Origin of the sequence: Plantibacter sp. lyk4-40-MEA-4 (genome assembly GCF_030209415.1) — a bacterium.
Classification (GTDB): domain Bacteria; phylum Actinomycetota; class Actinomycetes; order Actinomycetales; family Microbacteriaceae; genus Plantibacter; species Plantibacter flavus_A.
The window spans coordinates 276306-290499 of the sequence record NZ_JARVSA010000002.1 but is presented as its reverse complement, the minus strand read 5'-3'; the positions used below and the strand labels follow the sequence as shown (position 1 = coordinate 290499).

13 protein-coding genes are annotated in these 14194 nt (G+C 70.7%); all 13 read left to right on the top strand.

Features of this window, described 5'->3' with window-relative positions; translation table 11 throughout:
* Positions 1-39 precede the first annotated feature (39 nt).
* The 13 genes from QRN44_RS03455 to QRN44_RS03395 all read left to right on the top strand — a co-directional run bounded on the left by QRN44_RS03455 (position 40) and on the right by QRN44_RS03395 (position 14168).
* Entirely contained in the window at positions 40-1734 is a 1695-nt protein-coding gene (locus tag QRN44_RS03455; protein ID WP_175116298.1) for an ABC transporter substrate-binding protein, read from the top strand.
* Between the two features lie 45 nt (positions 1735-1779).
* Positions 1780-2715 (top strand): ABC transporter permease, encoded by a 936-nt coding sequence (locus tag QRN44_RS03450; RefSeq protein WP_064294392.1) that lies wholly within the window; start codon positions 1780-1782, stop codon positions 2713-2715.
* The gene (locus QRN44_RS03445; RefSeq protein ID WP_064294283.1) at positions 2712-3707 is read left to right on the top strand and encodes an ABC transporter permease; all 996 of its coding nucleotides are present in this window, start codon (positions 2712-2714) and stop codon (positions 3705-3707) included. The genes QRN44_RS03450 and QRN44_RS03445 overlap by 4 nt, the downstream gene beginning before the upstream one ends.
* Positions 3704-4585, top strand: coding sequence for an ABC transporter ATP-binding protein (locus QRN44_RS03440; protein WP_121289585.1), 882 nt, complete (start codon positions 3704-3706; stop codon positions 4583-4585). The genes QRN44_RS03445 and QRN44_RS03440 overlap by 4 nt, the downstream gene beginning before the upstream one ends.
* Positions 4582-5460, top strand: a complete 879-nt coding sequence (locus QRN44_RS03435) for an ABC transporter ATP-binding protein (RefSeq protein ID WP_121289587.1) — start codon at positions 4582-4584, stop codon at positions 5458-5460. The genes QRN44_RS03440 and QRN44_RS03435 overlap by 4 nt, the downstream gene beginning before the upstream one ends.
* Positions 5457-6770, top strand: coding sequence for an alpha/beta fold hydrolase (locus QRN44_RS03430; RefSeq protein ID WP_285038266.1), 1314 nt, complete (start codon positions 5457-5459; stop codon positions 6768-6770). Before QRN44_RS03435 ends, QRN44_RS03430 begins: the two co-directional genes overlap by 4 nt.
* Positions 6767-8257 (top strand): aminopeptidase P family protein, encoded by a 1491-nt coding sequence (locus QRN44_RS03425; RefSeq protein WP_350310086.1) that lies wholly within the window; start codon positions 6767-6769, stop codon positions 8255-8257. Before QRN44_RS03430 ends, QRN44_RS03425 begins: the two co-directional genes overlap by 4 nt.
* Positions 8258-8298: 41 nt before the next feature.
* The gene (locus QRN44_RS03420) at positions 8299-8976 is read left to right on the top strand and encodes a GntR family transcriptional regulator (protein ID WP_071259600.1); all 678 of its coding nucleotides are present in this window, start codon (positions 8299-8301) and stop codon (positions 8974-8976) included.
* Positions 8977-9094: 118 nt separating this feature from the next.
* Complete coding sequence (locus QRN44_RS03415; protein WP_285038265.1) at positions 9095-10291, top strand: NAD(P)/FAD-dependent oxidoreductase; 1197 nt, start codon at positions 9095-9097, stop codon at positions 10289-10291.
* Positions 10291-10641, top strand: a complete 351-nt coding sequence (locus QRN44_RS03410; RefSeq protein ID WP_071259596.1) for a (2Fe-2S)-binding protein — start codon at positions 10291-10293, stop codon at positions 10639-10641. The genes QRN44_RS03415 and QRN44_RS03410 overlap by 1 nt, the downstream gene beginning before the upstream one ends.
* Entirely contained in the window at positions 10638-12155 is a 1518-nt protein-coding gene (locus QRN44_RS03405; RefSeq protein ID WP_285038264.1) for an FAD-dependent oxidoreductase, read from the top strand. The genes QRN44_RS03410 and QRN44_RS03405 overlap by 4 nt, the downstream gene beginning before the upstream one ends.
* Before the next feature lie 41 nt (positions 12156-12196).
* The gene (locus QRN44_RS03400) at positions 12197-13111 is read left to right on the top strand and encodes a dihydrodipicolinate synthase family protein (RefSeq protein ID WP_064294275.1); all 915 of its coding nucleotides are present in this window, start codon (positions 12197-12199) and stop codon (positions 13109-13111) included.
* A gap of 55 nt (positions 13112-13166) precedes the next feature.
* Positions 13167-14168 carry a proline racemase family protein gene (locus tag QRN44_RS03395; RefSeq protein WP_285038263.1) on the top strand — a complete coding sequence of 334 codons (1002 nt, stop codon included), beginning with the start codon at positions 13167-13169 and terminating at the stop codon, positions 14166-14168.
* Positions 14169-14194 lie beyond the last annotated feature (26 nt).

Below are 14194 nucleotides of genomic sequence, written 5' to 3'. Positions count from 1 at the left end.
CGCGGGCGACCCGCCCGATCGACACGAAAGCAGAGCGTCATGAAGCAACGATTCTCCATCCCCGCCCTCGCGGCGGCGGCCGTCCTCCTCCTCGCGGGGTGTACCTCTGCGGGTTCGGGCTCGGGAGGTGACGGACCATCCAGCACCCCGGTGAAGGGCGGCACCGTCGACGTCCTCTTGAACGCGGACTTCTCGCACCTCGACCCGGTCCAGGGCTTCGACGGCGGCGTGAACAACTTCTACCGTCTGATCTACCGCACGTTGACGACGCAGTCCACGGGCGAGGGCGCCAAGGGCACCGAGATGGTCCCCGACCTCGCGACCGACCTCGGCACGGTGAGCGACGACGGCCTCCAGTGGACGTTCACGCTCAAGGACGACCTGAAGTTCGAGGACGGCACGCCGATCACGAGCAAGGACGTGAAGTTCGGCGTCGAGCGCTCCTTCGACCCGGCCATCGCCGTCGGATCGCCCTACGCCCGCCTCACGATCGCCGGCGCGGACTCGTATGAGGGCCCGTACATCACGGGTGACCTGCCGTCCATCCAGACGCCGGACGACCAGACCATCGTCTTCACGCTCAAGGAGCCGTTCGCCGACTTCGCGAGCGTCGTCGGGCAGAACAGCTTCACACCCTTCCCCGCCGACACCGAGCGGGTGACGACGACGAGCCTCGACAAGATGCCGATCGCCTCCGGCCCCTACAAGGTCGACAGCTACGAGCGCGGTTCGCAGCTGAAGCTCGTCCGCAACGACTCGTGGGACCCGAAGACGGACGACGTCCGCAAGGCCTACCCGGACGGCTTCGACTTCACCTTCGGTCTCGACGCCTCGACCATCGACGAGCGCATGATCGCCGGCCAGGGTGACGACGCGAACGCGATCGCCGGGTCCGTCCAGGCGGCCTCCATCTCCCGGATCCAGACGCCGGCCCTCAAGGCACGCACCATCGCCGGTCTCCAGGGCTGCACCACGTACATGGGTCTGAACACGACCAAGCCGAACATGGACAACCCGCTGGTCCGCCAGGCCATCGCGTACGCCATCGACCGCGAGTCGGTGAAGGACGCCTCGGGCGGGTCGCAGCTCGCGGACATCGCGACCACCATGCTGCCGCCCACCGTCGCCGGTCACACCGAGTTCGACCTCTACCCGAGCAAGGACAACGCCGGCGACCCGGAGAAGGCCAAGGAACTCCTCGCGGAGGCGGGCCTGCCCGACGGCTTCTCCTTCACGCTCGACATCCGCAGCCAGCCCAAGATGCAGGCGCAGGCCGAGGCGGTGCAGCAGGCGCTCGCGAAGGCCGGCATCACGGTGAACTTCAACCTCATCGACACCTCGACCTACTACGAGGTCATCGGCACGACGTCACAGCAGAACGACGCCGCCATCACCGGCTGGTGCCCGGACTGGGCCTCAGGCTCGACCTTCCTGCCGCCGCTCTTCGACGGTTCGCAGATCTTCCCGAAGGGCAACTCGAACATCGCGCAGCTGAACGACCCCGCCGTCAACGAGCGCATCGCCGAGATCCGCGCGATGACCGACACCGACGAGGCCAACGCCGCCTGGGGCGCGCTCGACGAGCAGATCCAGAAGCTCGTACCGACGGTGCCGCTGCTGTTCGAGAAGACGGTCATGGTCGTCGGAGCCAACGTCGCGGGTGCGTACTCGCACGCCGGGTACTCCGGTGGCATCGACTACGTGTCCGTCGGCCTGTCCTCGGCCGGCAAGTAGTCGGAAAGCCGGTAGCCGCAGATGTCGTCGTCCGTTCCCAGTGAGCTGACCACCGTCGCCGAGGAGGTGGGTGCGCCGGTCGGTGCGCCCACCCCCGCGCGGCGGGTGATCGCCACCCTCCGTTCCAGCCCACCGGTGCTGCTCAGCGTCGCGTTCATCGTGCTCGTCGTGCTGCTCGCGATCCTCGCCCCACTGATCACCGCGATCAGCGGCTGGGGTCCGTACACCTTCGACAAGTCGGCGGTGGACTCCGACCTCGGCGGCGTGCCGATCGGCAACCTCGGCGGGATCTCCGCCGAGCACTGGTTCGGGGTCGAACCCGGGAACGGGCGCGACATCTTCGCGCGCATCGCCTTCGGTGCGCAGGTGTCGCTGTCGATCGCCGTCTCGGCGACCATCGTCACCACCGTGCTCGGCGTCGTGCTCGGCATGCTCGCCGGCTTCTACGGCGGGTGGGTCGACCAGGTCGTCTCCCGCGTCATGGACTTCCTCATGGCGTTCCCGTCGCTCATCTTCATGATCGCGCTCCTGTCGGCCCTGCCCGCCGGCAACCGACCGGTCCTGCTCGTCGTGGTGCTGAGCCTCTTCGGCTGGCCGTACACCGCGCGGGTGGTGCGCGGTCAGGCGATGTCGCTGCGGACGAGCGAGTTCGTCGAATCGGCGCGTGCGTCGGGCGCCGGGGGCATCCGCATCGTCTTCCGCGAGATCCTGCCGAACCTCCGCGGCACCATCATCGTCCTGGCCACCCTCGCCGTTCCCGGTTACATCGGCACGGAGGCTGGCCTCTCCTTCCTCGGCGTCGGCGTCACCCCGCCCACGCCGAGCTGGGGCCAGATGATCGCGACCGCGGTCGGCTGGTACGCGGTCGACCCGATGTACTTCCTGATCCCCGGCACCTTCCTGTTCCTCACGGTGCTGTCCTTCACCGTGCTCGGCGACCGCCTGCGCAAGGCCCTCGACTCGGGAGACGCCGCCTCATGACCCTCTACCTCCTGCGCCGCATCGCGTCGGCGATCGGCATCCTGCTGCTCATCAGCCTCTTCACCTACGCCATCTTCTTCCTGCTGTCGCCCGACCCGGCGGTGCAGATCTGCGGCAAGACCTGCACCCCCGACCGCATCGACCAGATCCGGGCGCAGCTCGGGCTCGACCAGCCGTTCTGGCAGCAGTACCTCGAGTTCATCCGGGGGATCGTCATGGGCCGGAGCTACGGGGAGGGTGCCTCGGCGGTCTCCTGCGCGGCGCCGTGCCTCGGCTTCAGCTTCCAGACGAACGAGTCCGTCATGGACATGATCACCGCGCGCTTCCCCGTGACCGCGACGGTCGCGATCGGTGCGGCGGTCCTCTGGCTGCTCGTCGGCGTCAGCGGTGGCCTGCTCAGCGCCGTCAAGCAGGGGACCGGCTGGGACCGTGGGGCGATGATGGTCGCGCTCGCCGGCATCAGCCTGCCGAACTACTTCCTCGCGCTCCTCCTGCAGTACGTCCTCGTGGTGCAACTGCAGATCCTGCCGTTCCCGCAGGCCGTACCGTTCGCCGAGGACCCGGTGCGCTGGTTCCAGAACTACCTCATGCCGTGGATCGTGCTCGCCCTCGGCTACGCGTCGATGTACGCGAGGCTCGTCCGGTCGAACGTCATCGACACCCTCGGTGAGAACTTCATGCGGACCGCCCGGGCGAAGGGCCTGCCCGCGCCCCTCATCCTGCGCCGCCACGCGCTGCGCCCGGCGCTCACCCCCGTCGTCACGCTCTTCGGCATGGACTTCGCGGGCCTCCTCGGTGGCGCCCTCATCACCGAGACGGTGTTCGGACTGAACGGCGTCGGCAAGCTCGCCGCCGACTCGATCGCGAAGAACGACCAGCCGGTCATCATGGGCGTCACCCTCCTGGCCGCGTTCTTCGTGGTCATCGGCAACGTCGTGGTCGACGTCGCGTACACGTTCCTCGACCCGAGAGTGAGAGTGAAGAGCGCATGAGCCCCACCGTCACCAGGACCATCTCCCTGCCCGTCCCCGGGGCGGCGCTGCTCGAGGTCGACGACCTCACGGTCACCTTCCCGACCACCTCCGGTGACGTCGACGTGGTGCGGAAGGCGTCGTTCGCGGTCCAGCACGGCCAGACCCTCGGCATTGTGGGCGAGTCCGGCTCCGGCAAGTCCATGACCTCGCTCGCGATCATGGGACTGCTCCCGAACGGCGGGCGCACGACCGGCAGCGTCCGACTGAGCGGACACGAGCTCGTCGGGCGCAGCGACCGCGAGATGCGCCGCGTGCGCGGCGACCGGATCGCGATGGTCTTCCAGGATCCGCTCTCCTCGCTCAACCCGTACTACACCGTCGGACTGCAGATCGAGGAGGCGTACCGCGCCCATCGCGGCGGTTCCCGGAAGGCCGCGAGGGCCGTCACGATCGAAGCCCTCGAACGGGTCCGCATCGCTGACGCCTCCCGGCGCGTCGACCACTACCCGCACCAGTTCTCGGGCGGCATGCGGCAGCGCATCATGATCGCCATGGCGCTCTGCCTGGAACCCGACCTGCTCATCGCGGACGAACCGACGACAGCACTCGACGTCACCGTCCAGGCGCAGATCCTCGACCTCCTCTCCGAACTGCAACGGGAGACCGGCACCGGCATGATCTTCATCACCCACGATCTCGCCGTGGTCAGTCAGGTCGCCGACGACGTGCTCGTCATGCGTGGCGGCGACCCCGTCGAGATGGGCACCGCCGAGCAGATCTTCTCCCGGCCGCAGGCGCCGTACACCCGCGCACTGCTCGACGCCCTGCCGCGGATCGACGACCCGTTCTCCGAGCGGCCGACGGCACCCGCCACGACCGGAGAGGGACGGGCATGAACGACGCACCAGTGCTCCTGCAAGCCACCGGGCTCACGAAGGACTTCACGACCAGGGGTGACGGGGCGTTCCGCGCACGCACCACCCGGTTCCGCGCCGTCGACGAGGTCGGATTCGCCGTCCGCGCCGGCGAGACGCTCGGCATCGTCGGGGAGTCGGGCAGCGGCAAGTCGACGACCGCGCGGATGATCGCGAAGCTCATCGAACCGACCGCCGGCACGATCACCTTCGACGGCGAGGACGTCACCACCGCGCGTGGCCCGGCGCTCGCCGCGTTCCGGACGAAGGTGCAGGTCGTCTTCCAGGACCCGTTCTCGTCCCTGAACCCTCGGCACACCGTCGAGCGCATCGTGTCGGCACCGCTCGACTACCAGGGCATCACCCCGAAGCAGGGCAAGCGCGCCCTCGTGCGCGACCTGCTCGACCGCGTCGGCCTGAACCCCGACCACCTCCAGCGCTATCCGCGGCAGTTCTCGGGCGGCCAGGCCCAGCGCATCGGGATCGCCCGGGCGCTCGCCGTCTCCCCGAAGCTCGTCATCTGCGACGAGGCGGTGTCGGCGCTCGACGTGTCGGTGCAGGCACGCATCATCGACCTGTTGCGGGACCTGCAGGCCGAGCGCGGCCTGAGCTACCTGTTCATCGCGCACGACCTCGCCGTCGTGCGGCAGATCGCCCACGACGTCGCCGTCATGCACCGGGGCAAGGTGGTCGAGCAGGGTGACCGCGAGGCGATCTTCGACCACCCGCAGGAGGAGTACACGAAGACCCTGCTCGCCGCCGTGCCCACGATCGACCCGAGCTGGGAGGCCGCGCGTGCCACCATGCTCGAACAGGAGCGGACGCACGGATCGACCGCCGGAAGGACAGAGGCATGACCCACCGCACCACCACCTACCTACTGCCGGGGATCCACGTGACCGACCACACGGTCGACGTCCCGCTCGACTGGCGGCGCCCCGACGACGGCCGCACGATCAGCCTGTTCGCCCGGGAACTCGTCGACCCTCTGCGTCGCGACGAGCAGCTCCCGATCCTCGTGTTCCTCCAGGGCGGACCGGGCGGCAAAGGCCCGCGTCCGGTGTCCAGAGACGGCTGGGTCGCCGAGGCCCTCCGCACCTTCCGGCTCGTGCTGCTCGACCAGCGCGGCACCGGCCGGAGCACCAGGATCGACGGCCGGTCCATCGCGGCCGTCGGTGACGCTGCCGCACAGGCCGAGTACCTGGAACGCTTCCGGGCCGACTCGATCGTCGACGACGCCGAGTACCTGCGCCGCACCGTCTTCGGTGGCCGTCGCTGGTCGACGCTCGGTCAGAGCTACGGCGGGTTCCTCACCCTCACCTACCTCTCGCGAGCGCCGGAGGGACTGGCCGCCTGTTACGTCACGGGCGGTCTGGCAGGCATCCACCCGTCGGCGGCTGAGGTCTACCGCCGCACCTATCCGCGCACGGAGCGCAAGAACCGGGCCTTCGCCGAGCGGTACCCCCAGGACGTCGACACCGTCGCGCGGATCGCCGACCGACTCGCCGCCGACGAGGTGCTCCTGCCGGACGGCGACCGACTCACCGTGCGGCGCTTCCAGAACCTCGGGATCGACTTCGGGATGAAGCCCGGTTACGAGCGTCTCCACTGGCTGCTCGACGAGGCGTTCGACAGCGGCGACCGCTTGAGCGACACCTTCTTGGCGCAGGTCTGGGGGAGGACGTCCTACGTCGACAACCCCCTCTTCATCGCCCTGCAGGAGAGCATCTACGGTGCCACCGGCTCGGGGGCGACCGCGTGGGCGGCGCAGGCCGAACGCGATGCACGGCCGGCGTTCGCCGAGACGGCCAGGCCGCTGCTGTTCACGGGCGAGATGGTCTACCCCTGGATGTTCGAGGAGATCCGCTCGCTCCGACCCTTCCAGGGCGCGGTGGAGCGACTGGCGGCCAAGACCGACTGGGACCCGCTGTACGACCCCGCTGTCCTGGAGGCGAGCACGGTGCCGCTCGCCGCGGCCGTGTACCACGACGACATGTACGTGGACGCGCAGCTGCAGTTGGAGACGGTCGACGCGGTCGGCGGGGCGACCGCCTGGGTCACGAACGAGTACGAGCACGACGGGATCCAGGACGCCGCCGTGGTGCGCCGCCTGTTCTCGATGGTGGACGAGCGCGGCGGCCGTCGCGCGGATGAGGATCAGGCATGACCGACACACAGCAGCAGGCACCCGAGCAGACGGCGGGCCTCGCGCCGGCGACCACGGAGGCACCCGCCACGTCCATGCCGCGCCCGGCGAACCCGGACCCGAAGCTGCCCCGTCTGGCCGAGGTGCCGGCGTTCCGCGAGTTCCTCAGCACCGGCTGGGGCACCCCCGACCGCACGCCGCCGGTCGAGCCCGGGATCGCCGCAGCCGCAGCCGAGCACCGTCGTCGGTTGAGCGAGGCGTTCGTCGGGCGGACGCTCGTCGTCGCCGCCGGTCGCGCGCCCGTCCGGGCCAACGACTCGAACTACGACTTCCGCCCAGACAGCGACTTCTTCTGGCTCACCGGCTGCTCCGCCGAGGACGCGGTCATCGTGCTGCGTCCGAGTGGCACCGGCCACGACGCGACGTTGTACATCCCGGCACCGGCGCACCCGGGCGAGACCGGGTTCTTCGCCGACGCCAACCACGGCGAGCTCTGGGTCGGTTCGGCGCCGGGGCCGGCCGACTGGTCCGCGGTCCTCGACCTCCGGGTCGAGGTGCTCGCCGCGCTGCCCGACGCGCTCCGGGGCGTCGAACGACCACTCCTCGCGGGGACCCTGACCTCGCGGCATCGTGCGCTCGAGCCGCTGACGGTCGCGCCGGAACTCGGCCGCGTGCTCTCGGAACTGCGCATGATCAAGGACGACTGGGAGATCGCGGAGCTGCGGCGGGCGGTCGACGCGACCGTCGGCGGGTTCTCCGCCGTGATCCGGGAGCTGCCGACGGCCCTCGCCGGCGGCGGTGAACGTTGGCTCCAGGGGACCTTCGACCGACACGCCCGCACCACGGGGAACGGCCCCGGCTACTCGACCATCGTCGGCAGCGGTGCGCACGCACCCACGCTCCACTGGGTGCGCTGCGACGGCCCGGTCCGCCCCGAGGACGCGATCCTGCTCGACATGGGCGTGGAGACGCGTGCCTTCTACACGGCGGACGTCACCCGCACCTTCCCCGTCTCGGGCACCTTCAGTCCGGAGCAGCGTCGCGTCCACGACCTCGTCGAGGCGTCCCACCGCGCCGGGATGGCCGCCGTCCGCCCGGGCCGCGACTTCACCGACTTCCACCACGCGGCCATGGAGGTCATCGCGCAGGGACTCCACGACTGGGATCTCCTGCCGGTGTCCGTCGACGAGGCTCTGAGCCCGGTCGGGCAACAGCACCGGCGGTACCTCGTGTGCGGCATCGGTCACCACCTCGGCCTCGACGTGCACGACTGCGCGAAGTCCTCCTACGAGGCCTACCAGGGTGGCTTGATGGCCCAAGGCATGGTCCTCACGGTCGAGCCGGGGCTGTACTTCCACGCCTTCGACGAGACGGTTCCACCGGAACTGCGCGGCATCGGCGTCCGGCTCGAGGACGACCTCCTCGTGACGGCCGACGGCGCCGAGGTGTTGTCGGACGCGCTGCCCATCGACGCGTCGGGCATCGAAGCGTGGATGCGCGCCCAGTAACCTGAGCGGACCGTGGTGGGAGACGAAGGATGGGAGTCGCGATGAGCATGTCGGCGATCCGACCGGCCGAGGAACGGCTGAGCCTGCGGGCGCAGGTGGAGCGGGCGGTGTCCGCGGCGATCATCTCGGGCGAGCTCGCGCCGGGGACGATGATCTCGGTACCGACGCTGGCGGTGCAGTTCAACGTCTCGGCGACGCCCGTCCGTGAAGCGATGCTCGATCTCGAGAAGCGCGACTTCGTGGAGGCGGTCCGAAACAAGGGGTTCCGTGTCACGGTCGTCAGCGAGGCCTCGCTCCGCAACACGGCGCAGATCCGCCAGCTCCTCGAGCCGCCCGCGATGGCGGACCTGGCGGAGGTCTTCGACCACGGGTCGCTGCCCGAGCTCCGGCAGCAGGCTGACGACATCGTGGCCGGTGCCCGCGACGGCGACCTGACCCGATACCTCGAAGCCGACCAGGCGTTCCACCTCGCGCTCACCGCGAAACTCGGCAACCCGCTGCTCGTCGAGCTCGTCGCGGACCTCCGCGGACGTACCCGCCTCGTGGGGTTGGCCGCCATGCTCGATTCGCAGCAGCTCGACCGCTCCGCCGTGGAGCACCACGAGCTCCTCGACGCCCTCGAGCGGGGTGACGGGGCCGCCGCTCGCGAGCTCATGCACCGACACATCGGGCACACCACCGGCTGGTGGGCCGGCAAGCCGGAATCCGACGCCGAGTAGCCCCTGGCGTGCGTGCGCGGACCTCGACCAGGATCCGCGATCGCGCACGCTTGCCTGTTCAGTGAATGTGTGACACATTACTGAAAGCCCTTCCCCGCACCGACCGAAAGGACCGCCCATGACCCGCATCGTCATCGTCGGCGCCGGCATCGTCGGTGCGGCCTGCGCGCGGATCCTCGCCCGCCGCGGCGCCGAGGTCGTCGTATTGGACCGTTCGGCGGCCGCCGGCGGTACGAGCGGCTCGGGGGAGGGGAACCTCCTCGTCTCCGACAAGGGGCCCGGCCCCGAACTCGACCTCGCCCGGTACGCTTCACGCCTCTGGCCCGTCGTCACCGCCGAACTCAGTGCCGAACTCGGACCGACCTTCCCGAGCATCGAGTTCGAGCGCAAGGGCGGCATCGTGGTCGCCACCACCGAGGCCGGCGCGCAGCCGCTGCTCGACTTCGCCGCCGCCCAGCGCGCGGCCGGTGTCGACGCCCGGCCCCTCACCGAGGACGAGCTGCTCGCGGCGGAGCCGTCGATCACCCGCTCCTCCACGGCGGCCGTGCACTATCCCGAGGACGCACAGGTCCAGCCCGTCATCGCCACGGAGGCCCTGCTCGCCTCGGCCCGGCGGGCGGGCGCGATCGTGCGCACCGGCGTCACCGTGACGGGCGGCGTCCGGAGCGCGACCGGTCGCCTCACGGGTGTCCGGACCTCCGTGGGCGACGTCTCGGGCGATGCGGTCCTCGTCTGCGCCGGACCGTGGTCGGCCGAGCTCGGCGAGGTGCTCGGGGCACCCGTCCCGGTCCGTCCCCGTCGCGGCATGGTGCTCGTCACCACCCGCATGCCGCACCGCGTGCACCACAAGGTCTACGACGGCGACTACTTCGGGGCCACACAGTCGAGCGACGCCTCGCTCCAGACCTCGAGCGTCGTCGAGTCGACGGCTGCCGGCACCGTCCTCATCGGATCGAGCCGGCAGCAGATCGGGTTCGACGCGCGCCTCGACGTCGACGTGCTCCGCGAGGTCGCGGCGAAGTCGCTGCGCCTCTTCCCGTTCCTCCGCGACGCCTCGGTCATGCGCAGTTACGGTGGCTTCCGGCCGTACATGCCCGACCATCTCCCGGTCATCGGCCCCGACCACCGCCTGGACGGCCTGTGGCACGCGACGGGCCACGAGGGCGCCGGCATCGGACTGGCCCTCGCGACGGCCGAGCTCATCGCCGCCCGCCTGCTCGGCGGATCGACCGACCTCGACGACGCCCCGTTCCAACTCGACCGCCCGGGGCTCGCCCCGCACCTGCGCGTCGACCGGCCGGCGGAGGTGGCCTGATGGTCTCGAGACGACTGCCCGCGACGAGCGATCGGATCCTGCCCGGCACGGAGGACGCGCTGCGCATCGACCTCGACGGGACGCCCGTCGACGGACTCCGCGGCCAGACGATCGCCGGTGTCCTGTTGGGTTCCGGCGTCCTCGCCTGGCGCCGCACCAGCGGGGCCGGGAAGCCGCGCGGCGTCTTCTGCGGCATCGGGGTCTGCTTCGACTGCATCGTCACGGTGAACGGCCAGCGGGACGTCCGTGCCTGCCAGCGTCGCGCCGCGGACGGCGACCGCATCGAGACGCAGCACGACGCCCTCCCGGAACCCACGACGGAGAACGACCCGTTCGGGGACCGGACATGAGCGCCCGGCAGCGGGAGGTCGTCGTCGTCGGTGCAGGTCCCGCCGGCCTCCAGGCCGCGCTCGCCGCCCGGGCCCTCGGTGCGTCCGTCACCCTGCTCGACGCCTCGGACGAACTCGGCGGTCAGTACTGGCGGCACCTGCCGGCCAGCCGGCCGTCCGCGGCCGAGGCCTCGCTGCATCACGGGTTCGAGCGCTTCATCGCCATGCGCGCGGCGCTCGACGCCGACGACGGCTGCACGGTGATCACCGAGGCGCAGGTGTGGGCGATCGACGTCGACCGCGCCGCCGCCGACCACGGCTCCGACGACGTCTCCGGGGCGACCAGCCTGCGTCTGCACGTCCTGGTCGGACCGCCGGACGGCACCGACCGCACGGCGCTCACCCTCCGGCCGGACGCGCTCGTCCTCGCGACCGGCGCGCACGACCGCACGCTGCCGTTCCCCGGCTGGGACCTCCCCGGCGTGTTCTCGGCCGGTGCCGCCCAGGCCCTCGCGAAGGGCGAGCGGGTCACCGTCGGTCAGCGGGTGGTCGTGGCCGGTGCCGGACCGTTCCTGCTGCCGGTGGCCGCGTCCTTGACCGCGACCGGATCACGCGTCCTCGGCGTCTACGAGGCCACGACCGTCGGCGGACTCGCCAGAGGCTGGCTCCCCAAGCCCTGGCAGCTGCTCGGCGTGACCGGGAAGGCCGGTGAGCTGCTCGGCTACGTCGGCGGCCACCTCCGTCACCGGATCCCGTACCGCGTCGGCCACGCGGTGGTCGCTGCGCACGGCACGGACCGGGTCGAGCGCGTGACCATCGCCGCCGTCGACGCCGACTGGTCGCCGATCCCCGGGACCGAGCGCACGGTTGACGCGGACGCCGTCTGCGTCAGCCACGGGTTCACCCCACGGCTCGAGCTGCCCGTCGCGGTCGGCTGCGCGCTCACCGAAGCCCGGTTCGTCCAGGTCGACGACGAGCAGCGCACGAGCGTCCCGGCCGTCTTCGCGGCGGGGGAGATCACCGGCATCGGGGGCGTCGACGCCGCGCTCGCCGAGGGCGCAATCGCAGGGCACGCTGCCGCCGGCGGACTCCCCGGCGCCTCCGGGATCCGTGCCGCCGTGAGCCGACGCGACACGTTCCTCGCCTTCGCCGACCGGCTCGAACGCGCGCACGGCATCCGCGCCGGCTGGAGCGACTGGCTCGACGACCACACCACCATCTGCCGCTGCGAGGAGGTCGACTACGGCTCGTTGCGCACGACGGCGACCGCCACCTGCGCGACCGGCCTGCGCTCCCTCAAACTCAGCACGCGCGCCGGGCTCGGGATCTGCCAGGGGCGCATGTGCGGTCGCACCGTCGAGGAACTCCTCCACCGCGTCGGAGCCGAATCCGGCGGCAGCGGCCTCATCGACGGCGTCTCGAGCGACCGCCGGCCCATCGCCTCCCCGCTGCGCATCGGCGAACTCGCCGCGCAGGCACCGGGACACCCTCCTCACGAACCGCCGTCGACCCCGACGTCCGAACACCCAGGATGACCGACCGGTCTCCGCACCACTCCCTCGGAAAGGAACCACCCATGGCCAAGCAGTTCGACCTCGGCGGCGTCATCGTCGCGACCACCCTCGCGTTCAAGGAGGACGCCTCGGCGCCCGCAGGCCTCGCCGTCGACTACGACCGCTTCGCCGAGCACTGCAACTGGCTCATCGAGAACGGTTGCCGCGGCGTCGGCCCGAACGGCTCGCTCGGTGAGTACTCGTCACTCACGGACGCCGAGCGTCGCAAGGTCATCCAGGTCGCGGTCGACACCGTCGGCGACCGCGGCCTCGTCGTCGCCGGTGTGCACGGCGTCGGCTGGCACCAGGCCCAGCAGTGGGCCGAGTACGCGAAGGAGGACGGCGCGGACGGCGTCCTGCTCCTGCCGCCCACCATCTACCGGGCGAACGACGACGAGGTCATCGAGCACTACAGCCGCGTGGACGAGGTCGGCCTGCCGATCATGGCCTACAACAACCCCATCGACACCAAGGTCGACCTCACGCCCGACCTGCTCGTCGAACTCGCCAAGCTCGAGCACGTCGTCGCCGTGAAGGAGTTCTCGGCCGACATCCGTCGGGTGCTCGAGATCCAGGACAAGACCGACCTCGACGTCATCGCGGGAGCGGACGACCTCCTCTTCGAGTCCCTCGTCGCCGGTGCGGTCGGCTGGTTCGCCGGCTACCCGAACGCCTTCCCGCGCGAGGCCGTCGAGCTGTACACGCTCGTCACCTCCGGTCGCGTCGACGAGGCCCGCACCCTCTACCGCGAGCTCGTGCCCGTCTTCGGGTGGGACTCGAAGACGGAGTTCGTCCAGGCCATCAAGCTGTCGATCGACATCGCCGGCGAGAGCTACGGTGGTCCGACGCGTCCGCCGCGCGGTCCGCTGAACGCGCTCCAGACGGAGCAGGTCACGACGCAGACGCGACGCGCGCTCGACTACCTCGCGGCACGCTGAGCCTGGTGGCCGACGCGACACCCCGACCACGACCACCAGTCCTGAGAGGCACACCATGAAGTCCTCCCGCATGATCAGTGCGGTCGACTCGCACACCGAGGGCATGCCGACCCGCGTCGTCACCGGCGGGGTCGGCGTGATCCCCGGCGCGACCATGAACGAGAAGCGCCTCCACTTCATGGAGCACCTCGACGACCTGCGGCTCTTCCTCATGAACGAGCCCCGCGGTCACGCGGCGATGAGCGGGGCGATCCTGCAGCCGTCCACGCGTGCGGACTGCGACTGGGGCGTCGTGTACATCGAGGTGTCCGGCTGCCTGCCGATGTGCGGGCACGGCACCATCGGGGTCGCGACGGTCCTCGTGGAGACCGGCATGGTGGAGGTGGTCGAGCCGGTCACGACGATCCGGCTCGACACCCCCGCCGGACTCGTGATCGCGCGGGTCGACGTCAGCGACGGGCACGCCGACCGCGTGACGATCGAGAACGTCCCGAGCTACGTCGACCGCCTCGACGCCACGATCGAGGTGCCCGGTCTCGGCACCGTGCCGTACAGCCTCGCGTTCGGCGGCAACTTCTACGCGATGGTCGACCTCGACGACGTGGGCCTGCCCTTCGACCGCGACCGTCAGCAGGACATCCTCGACACGGGCCTGCGGATCATGGCGGCGATCAACGAGCAGGCGCCGCCCGTGCACCCCGAGATCGCCGGCCTCGACCACTGCCACCACGTCGAGTTCATCGCGCCGGGGTCCGACGCCGTGCTGTCCCGGCACGCGATGGCCATCTTCCCGGGGTGGTTCGACCGCTCGCCCTGCGGCACCGGAACCTCGGCGCGCATGGCCGAGCTCTGGGCCCGCGGTGAGCTGCCGCTCGACCAGGACTTCGTCAACGAGTCCTTCATCGGTAGCCGGTTCACCGGCCGGCTGATCGCCGAGACGACGGTGGCGGGCCGGCCGGCCGTCATCCCGACCATCTCCGGTCGGGCCTGGGTCACCGGTATCGGCTCCTACCTCCTCGACCCCGCCGATCCGTTCCCGACCGGCTTCCAGTTCTGAACCACACCACGATCCCGGAGGATCAC

Bases quoted from the DNA above. Each gene is read 5' to 3' on its own strand.
- QRN44_RS03455 (WP_175116298.1), top strand. From the start codon at position 40: ATGAAGCAACGATTCTCCATCCCCGCCCTCGCGGCGGCGGCCGTCCTC.
- QRN44_RS03445 (WP_064294283.1), top strand. From the start codon at position 2,712: ATGACCCTCTACCTCCTGCGCCGCATCGCGTCGGCGATCGGCATCCTG.
- QRN44_RS03440 (WP_121289585.1), top strand. From the start codon at position 3,704: ATGAGCCCCACCGTCACCAGGACCATCTCCCTGCCCGTCCCCGGGGCG.
- QRN44_RS03435 (WP_121289587.1), top strand. From the start codon at position 4,582: ATGAACGACGCACCAGTGCTCCTGCAAGCCACCGGGCTCACGAAGGAC.
- QRN44_RS03430 (WP_285038266.1), top strand. From the start codon at position 5,457: ATGACCCACCGCACCACCACCTACCTACTGCCGGGGATCCACGTGACC.
- QRN44_RS03425 (WP_350310086.1), top strand. From the start codon at position 6,767: ATGACCGACACACAGCAGCAGGCACCCGAGCAGACGGCGGGCCTCGCG.
- QRN44_RS03420 (WP_071259600.1), top strand. From the start codon at position 8,299: ATGAGCATGTCGGCGATCCGACCGGCCGAGGAACGGCTGAGCCTGCGG.
- QRN44_RS03415 (WP_285038265.1), top strand. From the start codon at position 9,095: ATGACCCGCATCGTCATCGTCGGCGCCGGCATCGTCGGTGCGGCCTGC.
- QRN44_RS03410 (WP_071259596.1), top strand. From the start codon at position 10,291: ATGGTCTCGAGACGACTGCCCGCGACGAGCGATCGGATCCTGCCCGGC.
- QRN44_RS03405 (WP_285038264.1), top strand. From the start codon at position 10,638: ATGAGCGCCCGGCAGCGGGAGGTCGTCGTCGTCGGTGCAGGTCCCGCC.
- QRN44_RS03400 (WP_064294275.1), top strand. From the start codon at position 12,197: ATGGCCAAGCAGTTCGACCTCGGCGGCGTCATCGTCGCGACCACCCTC.
- QRN44_RS03395 (WP_285038263.1), top strand. From the start codon at position 13,167: ATGAAGTCCTCCCGCATGATCAGTGCGGTCGACTCGCACACCGAGGGC.